The sequence below is a fragment of the Microbacterium sp. genome (assembly GCF_031178525.1).
GTDB lineage: Bacteria > Actinomycetota > Actinomycetes > Actinomycetales > Microbacteriaceae > Microbacterium.
Window position 1 is genome coordinate 1 of the sequence record NZ_JAPSJA010000120.1, and the last position, 7,896, is coordinate 7,896.

Annotated in this window: 6 protein-coding genes and 1 pseudogene; 5 read left to right on the forward strand and 2 right to left on the reverse strand. The window is 72.7% G+C overall.

The window, feature by feature from the left end; genetic code table 11:
- On the forward strand, positions 1-384 hold a 384-nt coding region (locus RIF89_RS08850; protein WP_309068757.1), incomplete at its 5' end, for a nitrilase-related carbon-nitrogen hydrolase.
- Here RIF89_RS08850 and RIF89_RS08855 read toward each other — a convergent pair.
- Positions 381-1,586 carry an aminotransferase class I/II-fold pyridoxal phosphate-dependent enzyme gene (locus RIF89_RS08855; RefSeq protein WP_309068758.1) on the reverse strand — a complete coding sequence of 402 codons (1,206 nt, stop codon included), beginning with the start codon at positions 1,584-1,586 and terminating at the stop codon, positions 381-383. The two genes, RIF89_RS08850 and RIF89_RS08855, sit on opposite strands and share 4 nt — an antisense overlap.
- Positions 1,587-1,710: 124 nt before the next feature.
- Between RIF89_RS08855 and RIF89_RS08860 the strand changes: the two genes are divergently transcribed.
- From RIF89_RS08860 to RIF89_RS08870, 3 genes are read left to right on the forward strand one after another with little or no spacing between them, the layout of a single operon-like run.
- Positions 1,711-3,273: a trypsin-like peptidase domain-containing protein gene (locus RIF89_RS08860; protein WP_309068759.1), complete on the forward strand. Its 1,563-nt coding sequence runs from the start codon at positions 1,711-1,713 to the stop codon at positions 3,271-3,273.
- Positions 3,274-3,331: 58 nt separating this feature from the next.
- Positions 3,332-4,633, forward strand: coding sequence for a CDP-glycerol glycerophosphotransferase family protein (locus RIF89_RS08865; RefSeq protein WP_309068760.1), 1,302 nt, complete (start codon positions 3,332-3,334; stop codon positions 4,631-4,633).
- On the forward strand, positions 4,630-6,066 hold the full coding sequence (locus RIF89_RS08870) for a CDP-glycerol glycerophosphotransferase family protein (RefSeq protein ID WP_309068761.1): 1,437 nt from the start codon (positions 4,630-4,632) through the stop codon (positions 6,064-6,066). Before RIF89_RS08865 ends, RIF89_RS08870 begins: the two co-directional genes overlap by 4 nt.
- 5 nt (positions 6,067-6,071) lie before the next feature.
- On the opposite strand, the gene RIF89_RS08875 is transcribed toward RIF89_RS08870, so the two are convergent.
- On the reverse strand, positions 6,072-7,085 hold the full coding sequence (locus RIF89_RS08875) for a glycosyltransferase family 2 protein (RefSeq protein ID WP_309068762.1): 1,014 nt from the start codon (positions 7,083-7,085) through the stop codon (positions 6,072-6,074).
- A 146-nt stretch (positions 7,086-7,231) separates the two neighbouring features.
- Here RIF89_RS08875 and RIF89_RS08880 point away from each other — a divergent pair.
- Positions 7,232-7,896: pseudogene (locus RIF89_RS08880) on the forward strand (hypothetical protein); the annotation flags it as partial.

Sequence of the window (7,896 nt, forward strand, 5' to 3'; positions counted from 1 at the left end):
TTCGAGGCGGGCGGCCTGCGATTCGGGCTGATGACCTGCTACGACCTGCGCTTCCCCGAGGTCGGACGCGCCCTTGCCGACGCGGGCGCCGACGTCGCGCTCGTGCCGGCGGAGTGGGTGCGGGGGCCGCTCAAGGAGCACCACTGGACGACGCTGCTCGCGGCGCGCGCGATCGAGAACACGATGTACGTCGCGGCCGCGGATCATCCGCCCACGCTCGGCGTCGGGCACTCGGCCGTGATCGATCCGCTGGGCGTGACGGTCGCCTCGATCGGCACGGCGACGGACGTGACGGTCGGCTGGGCCGATCGCGACACGATCCGCAACGTCCGCCGCGTGAACCCCGCGCTCGAGCTGCGGCGATATCGCGTCGTTCCGCGCTAACGGGCCAGGGCGGCCAGGCGCGCGGCCGCCTCGTCCAGCACCTCGACGCGCTTGCACGCGGCGAAGCGGATGAACGTGGCGTAGTCGGCGCGGCGCTCGGGCGTGACGAAGGCCGTGATCGGCACCCCGACCACGTCGGCCTCCGCGAGCGGGCCGCGGCAGAAGTCGTCCGCGTCGGTCGCGCCGAGCGGGGCGGCGTCGGCGAGCGTGAAGTACGAGCCGCGCGGAGGCGACACCGCGAGCCCCGCCGCGCGGAGGCCGGCGCCCAGAATGTCGCTCTTGTGCCGCAGCTCCTCGGCGAGTCCGCGGAAGAACGCGTCCGGCAGCCGCAGACCGACCGCGATCGCGGGCTGGAACGGCGACCCACTCGTGAACGTCAGGTACTGCTTGACCGTGTTCACGGCGGTCACGAGCGCCGCCGGGCCCGTGACCCAGCCGGTCTTCCAGCCCGTCGTGCGGAACGTCTTGCCTCCCGACGAGACGCTCAGCGTGCGCTCCCACGCCCCCGGCAGCGTCGCGATGGGCGTGTGCGGGGCGCCGAAGGACAGGTGCTCGTAGACCTCGTCGGTCAGGATCACCGCGTCGTGCGCGTGCGCGAGCCGCACGATCTCCTCGAGCACCGCGCGATCGAACACGGCGCCCGTCGGGTTGTGGGGGTTGTTGAGCAGGATCACGCGCGTCCGGTCGTTCACGACGGTCGCGAGCTCGTCGAGATCCGGTTGGAAATCGGGCCAGCGCAGCGGCACGGTGCGCAGCCTCGCCCCCGAGAGCGCGACGCATGCGGCGTACGAGTCGTAGTACGGCTCGAACACGACGACCTCGTCGTCCGGTGCGTCCACGAGCGCCAGCAGCGTCGCGGCGAGCGCCTCGGTCGCGCCGGCCGTCACGACGACCTGGGTGGCGGGGTCGATCTCGAGGCCGTAGAAGCGGCGCTGATGCTCGCTGATCGCCTCACGCAGATCGAGGATGCCGATGCCCGGCGGATACTGGTTCTCGCCTCGCGCGATCGCCTCGCGCGCCGCTTCCAGCACCTCCGCGGGCCCGTCCTCGTCGGGGAAGCCCTGACCGAGGTTGATGGCGCCCGTGCTCGCGGCGAGAGCGGACATCTCGGCGAAGATCGTGCTGCCGACGGATCCGTCCGAGCGGAGCAGCCCCGCACCGGCTGCCGTGCGGCGCCAGGCGCCGGGGAACTGGGGGTGCATGCCGCCAGGCTACCGGCGCGATCCCGGCGATCCGGAGCCGGAAGTCACACAGACGGCTTACGGTCGTCATAGCGCTCACAAAGAAACCGGCGCGACGCTGTAAGGGCTTGAAGAAGGAGCAGCGATGACCAACGAGCGTTCCGACGAGACCGACACCTCGCAGACCGGCGCCGCGCAGGATCCGGCGCCGACGCAGGACCCCGCGACGCAGGCGGGCGAATACCGCGCACCGCAGGATCTGCACATCCCCCCGCGCCCGCCGGCGCCTTCGTACGGCGCGCCCCTCGGCGCGATCCCGCAGCCACACTTTCCGGCACCGGGTCAGCCCGCCGGCGACCAGTCGTACGGCGGACAGCCTTACGGCGCGCCGCAGGGCCATGCCTTCGGCCACGCGGCGCACCAGCCGGGCCCGGCGCAGACCCAGGCCACGCAGCCGCTGCCGCCGCAGTTCCGGATGGGTGCCGTGGGCGCCGAGCACGACAAGCGCGCCGACACCCGCCGCAAGGGCGGCGCGGGCAAGGTCGCCGCACTCCTCGTGGCGGCGGCACTGGTGGGCGGTGCGGCGGGCATGGGCGGATCCGCCCTCCAGGACCAGCTCGCGGGCGGCACCGTCGCGGCGGGCTCGGCCACCGGCCCCTCCAACATCACGGTGAACAATCCCGGGTCGGTCAACGAGGCGACCGCCATCGCGACCGAGGTGCTGCCCAGCGTGGTCACGATCGACGTCAGCGACGGCTCGCAGGCGGGCAGCGGATCCGGCGTGGTGATCAGCGAGGACGGCTACGTCGTCACGAACACGCACGTCGTGACGCTCGGCGGCGCTACCGCTGAACCGCAGATCCGTGTGACCGACGCGGACGGCCGGATCTACGGCGCCGAGGTGGTCGGCACCGACCCGACGTACGACCTGGCGGTCATCAAGCTGCAGGACGCGCAGGGCCTGACGCCGATCGAGTTCGCCGACTCGGCGAAGCTCAACGTCGGCGACACGACGGCCGCGATCGGTGCGCCGCTCGGACTGTCGAACACCGTCACCACCGGCATCGTGAGCGCGCTGAGCCGCAGCATCGAGATCGCGTCGGCGGCCGCGCCCGACTCGGGAGACGAGGCGCAGCCCTCGCCGGAGGAGGAGGACAGCCCGTTCCGCTTCGACAACGGGCTGCCCGAGCAGAACACGCCGAGCGAGTCGATCTCGATCTCGGTCATCCAGACCGATGCCGCGATCAACCACGGCAACTCCGGCGGGGCGCTCGTCGACTCGCAGGGACGCCTGATCGGCATCAACGTGGCGATCGCGTCGGCCGGCGGCAGCGAGGAGTCCGGATCGATCGGCGTCGGCTTCGCGATCCCGTCCAACATCGTCCAGCGGATCAGCGACGAGCTGATCGAGAACGGCGCCGCGACGCACGGCCTGCTCGGCGCCAGCGTTCAGCCGTCGAGCGTGGACGAGAACGCGACCACGGCCGGTGCGCTCATCGCGCAGGTCACCGAGGGCGGCGCCGCCGAGGAGGCGGGCCTGCGCGAGGGGGACATCGTGACGGAGTTCAACGGCGTCCGCATCGGCAACGCGGTCGACCTGACGGCGCAGGTGCGTGCCGTCGCCGGTGGCAGCGACGCGACGCTGACCTACGTCCGCGACGGCGAGACCCGCACGGTCGAGGTCACCCTGGGCGACCTGGAGCAGTAGGCGTCCGATCCGCGCCGCTGCGGAAAGCGAAGAGCACCCACCCCGCTACTCTGGCGGGGTGGGTTTCTCTTTCGGCGCGGGCAACGCCCGGAAGATCGCGCGAATCCCGCTCTACGCGCTCGGGCGCCTCATCACGCTCTTCGTCCCGCGCACGGATCGCTGGGTCTTCGGCTGCGGCGCCGGCATCGGCGACGGGCCGCTCGAGCTGTGGCGCGTCGCCGCGGACAACGGGCGCGAAGCGGTGTGGCTGACGGATGATCCGCGTCACGCGCAGGATGCGGCGGCTCTCGGCATCCCGACCTTGCGCGCGTCGTCGCCGGCGGGGTTCTGGGCGACGGCCCGCGCGGGCGTGATCGTCGTCGCGTACGGGCTGGGCGACGTGAACCCCTATGCGATCAGCGGGGGAGTGGCCGGGCGGCCGGTCGTGGCGCAGCTGTGGCACGGCATCCCGCTCAAGCGCATCGGCCTGGACGCGCCCGAGACCCTGCGCAGCCCCGTGCGGTTCGCGGCGCCGCTCGTCAGCCGCGCCCTCGGCTTCCTGTACCGGCTGTCGTCGCGGCGCATCGACGTCCTGCCCGCCGCCTCGCACCTCGTGCGCGGGCGTCTGGAGTCGGCGTTCGGGCTGCCGGAGGACCGGATCGTCGTGACCGGGGAGCCGCGCGTCGACGCGCTCTCGCGCGGCACGTCGGATGAGCGGCGCGGGTTCGCGCGGATGCTGATCCGGCGGCTGATCCCGGATCTGCCGCCCGGCGAGCCGCGCCTCGTGCTGTACGCGCCCACCTGGCGCGACGGGGAACCGGATCCCGCCGTGCCCGGCGAGGAGGACTGGCGCGCGATCGACGAGACGCTCGCACGGCACGACGCCGTGCTGCTCGTGCGCTCGCATCGGCTGGGAGCGGGGGAGTACGCCCCGCCCGCCGGGGTGCGCCGCGTGCGTGCGCTCGACGCCGACCTGCTCCCCGATGTCACGCGGGCGCTGCCGGGGCTGGACGCGCTCGTGACGGACTACTCGTCGCTCGTCTATGACGTCGCGCTCGTGCCGCTGCCCGTGCTGTTCCTGGCGCCCGACGTCGCCGCGTACGCCCGCCGACGCGGCTTCTACGGTGCGTACCGCGACGTGGCGGGCGGCGACGTGGCGACGACGTGGGCCGCGCTGCTGCCGCAGCTCGACGCGCTGCTCGGCGACGAGGCCGTGGCGGCCGAGCGCATCCGGCGCTCGCGCGACCTGAGCGCTCGGGTGCACGCCTTCCGCGACGGCCGCAGCGCCGAGCGCGTGTACGCGGCGATCGCGGCCCGCACGAGGAACTCCGAGAGATCATCCGCAGGCGACCCATCGAGCGAGCGAAGCGAGACGACATGACAGCCCAGACCACGGCGGCCTTCGACGCGGCCGGTGCGCAGCTGGTGATCCGGGGCACGGGCGCCCGGCCCGCGTCGGGGGTCCTGTCCGGGCGCCGGGCGCGCACGACCGCGCGCGTGACGGGCGGCGGCAAGACGTGGACGGCGCGATTCCCGCTGCGCGCCGCGCGGTGGGGCGGACCCGAGCTGCCGCTCCCGTCGGGCGAGTATCGCGTCGAGATCGAGGGCGCCGAGGTCGACGTCCAGCTCCCGCTGCGGCTGCTGCACGGCATGCGTGCGAGTCTGCGCGGCGACCGGCTCGAGATCGGCCCGCCGATCGACCCGATCTACGACGACGCGGAGGCGCAGGGAGCGCTCGAGCGGCGTTACGTCGACCATGATGCCCCGCTCGAGAACGCGGTGTTCTTCGAGAGCTTCTACGGCCGCGGTGCAGGCTGCAACCCGCTCGCGATCGACCGCGAGCTGGCGCGCGTGGCGCCGGGCGTCATCCGCTACTGGAGCGTCGTGGACCTCTCGGTGCGCGTGCCCGACGGGGCGATCGCCGTCGCCGAGGGCAGCCCGGAGTGGTGGCGCGCCCGCAGCGTCGCGCGACTGCTCGTCGTGAACGACTGGCTGCGCCGCCGCTACGCCGGCCGCAAGGGGCAGAAGGTACTGCAGACCTGGCACGGCACGCCGCTCAAGCGCCTCGCGCTGCATCGTCCCGGCTTCGACCCCAGGCGTGCGGGCGCGGTCATCAAGGAGTCGCTGCGCTGGGACGTCCTGCTCGCGCAGAACCCGTATGCGGCGCGCATCCTGCGGAAGGCCTACGCCTTCTTCGGTCGGCCGCTGTGGGTGGAGGGCTACCCCCGCAACGACGTGCTGCGCACGGGCGACGCGGCCGCCGCGCGCGCCGAGCTCGGCATCGCGCCGGACGAGCGCGTGCTGCTGTACGCCCCCACGTGGCGCGACGACCGGCAGGAGATCGTCGACTACCTCAATCCCGCGGCGCTCGCCGCGGCGACCGGCGGCGTGGTGCTCGTCCGGGGACACTCCCGGACGCTCATCCCCGGGCAGGATGCCGCCGGAGCGCGCGTGATCGACGTCACCGGCTATCCGGACACGGCTCCGCTGCTGCTGGCCGCCGACGCGCTCATCACCGACTACTCGTCCGTGATGTTCGACTACGGCGTGACAGGCCGGCCGATGTACTTCCTCGTGCCCGACATGGAGCACTACCGCGGCGAGCTGCGGGGGTTCTACTTCGACCTCGCGGCGCACGCTCCGGGTCCGCTCGTGCGCACGCAGGACGAGCTCGTCGCCGCGCTCGCCGCTGATCCGGCCGAGCACGCCGAGCGCTACGCGAAGTGGACGGCGCGCTTCAACGCGCGAGACGACGGCCGGGCCGCGGAGCGCGTCGTCGCCCGCATCCTCGACAGCGGCTACGTGAGCCGCTGAGGCGGCTACGGCAGCGGCGTGTTCCGGCCGGCCAGGCGCGAGGTGTCGACCGTGTCGTGGGCGCCACGCAGCAGGCCGCCGAGGAAGCCCGCTCCCCATGAGAGGTGCATGGTGGGCAGCACGGCGAGCGTCCACAGCTTGTCGCGCATGCCGGAGCCGCCGCCGGGCCCGATCGCCACGGCCAGGATCAGGAGCACGTACGCCAGCACCGGGAGGTGCAGGACCGCCCACAGGCCGCCGAGCGCTCCCGTCGCCTGCAGGATGCCGACGACGATGCTCAGCACGACCGCGAGCACGAGCGCGGGCGGTGCGAAGAACCGCAGCGAGTTACGCAGCCCGTAGCGGCGCACGAGTTCGCCGCGCCACGTTCCGGTGGCGAGGAACTGCCGCGCGAGGCGATGCCAGCTCTCCCGCGGCCAGTAGGTGACCGACAGTGCGGGATCGAACCAGACGCGGTAGCCGGCCGAGCGGATCCGGAGGTTGAGCTCCCAGTCCTCGCCGCGACGGATTGACTCGTCGAACAGGCCGACCTCCTCGAGCACGGCGCGGCGCATCACGCCCAGGTAGGCGGACTCGGCCTCACCTTCGTCCGCGCCGCCGTGGTACGCGCCGCCACCCAGCCCGACGCGCGAGTTGTAGGCGCGGGCGACCGCGCGCTGGAACGGCGTCCGACCGTCGGCCCTCATCACGCCGCCCACATTGCCGGCGCCGGTGCGCGCAAGCGTCCGGAGGGCGCGGGCCGCGTAGCCCGGCGCCAGCTCCGAGTGCGCGTCCACGCGCACGATCGTGGGGTGCGAGCTCGCCCGGATGGCCGCGTTCAGGCCGACGGGGATGTCGGCGGCGGGATTGTCGACGAGCACGATCCGGTCGTCCTCGGTCGCGAGCTGGCGCGCGAGCTCCGTCGTCCCGTCACTCGAAGGGCCCAGAGCGAGGACCACCTCGACCGGGCCGTGCACCTCCTGCTCGAGCACGGTCTCGACCGCTCGGCGCAGGTAGCGGGCCTCATTGAGCACCGGCATCACGAAGGACACTCCAGAGCCGTCGGGCACCGCGGGCGCGTCGCGTCGGGGTCGCTCCCGCGGCGACGACGGCCGCTCGGCGGGATCGTTACGCATTCGACAATCATCCCACGGGGAGCCCGAGAGACCCCGGTTAGGCTTGTCTGATGGGCATCGCGAGGGACGTCAAGAAGGCCGCGGAACTCGTCGGAAAGGCCCTCGCAGCCCGGCAGGCCAAGCAGGAGATCGCGCGTGCGATCGCCAGTCGGCCGCCCCATGCGCTGCGCAGCTTCCGCATCGCCGTGTACTTCGCCGATGGTGCCGTGAACATGTACCAGCTGCGCCAGTGGTACCGGCCGCTCGCCGAGCTCGCGCACACGCACCCGGTCGTCGTGTTGGCGCGCAACGCGACGGGTGCGGCGGCCATCCTGCAGGACGATCAGCTGCCGGTCGCCTACCTGCCCGGCGTGCGTGACATCGAGCGCTACCTCGACGAGCAGGACATCCGGATCGTCCTGTACGTCAACCAGAACACGCGCAACTTCCAGATGTTCCGGTACGGCGAGCGCTGGCACGTGTTCATCAACCACGGCGAGTCCGACAAGATGTACATGACCACCAATCAGTACAAGGCGTACGACTACGCGCTGATCGCCGGTCAGGCCGCGCGCGAGCGTCTGAGCCGCACACTGTGGGACTTCGACCTGGATCGCCGCACGATCGAGATCGGCCGGCCGCAGGCGGATCACTATTCGGGCGAGCTGCCGTACACGCCCGACGAGCGCACGGTGGTGCTGTACGCCCCGACGTGGGAGGGCGACCGCCCGGCCGC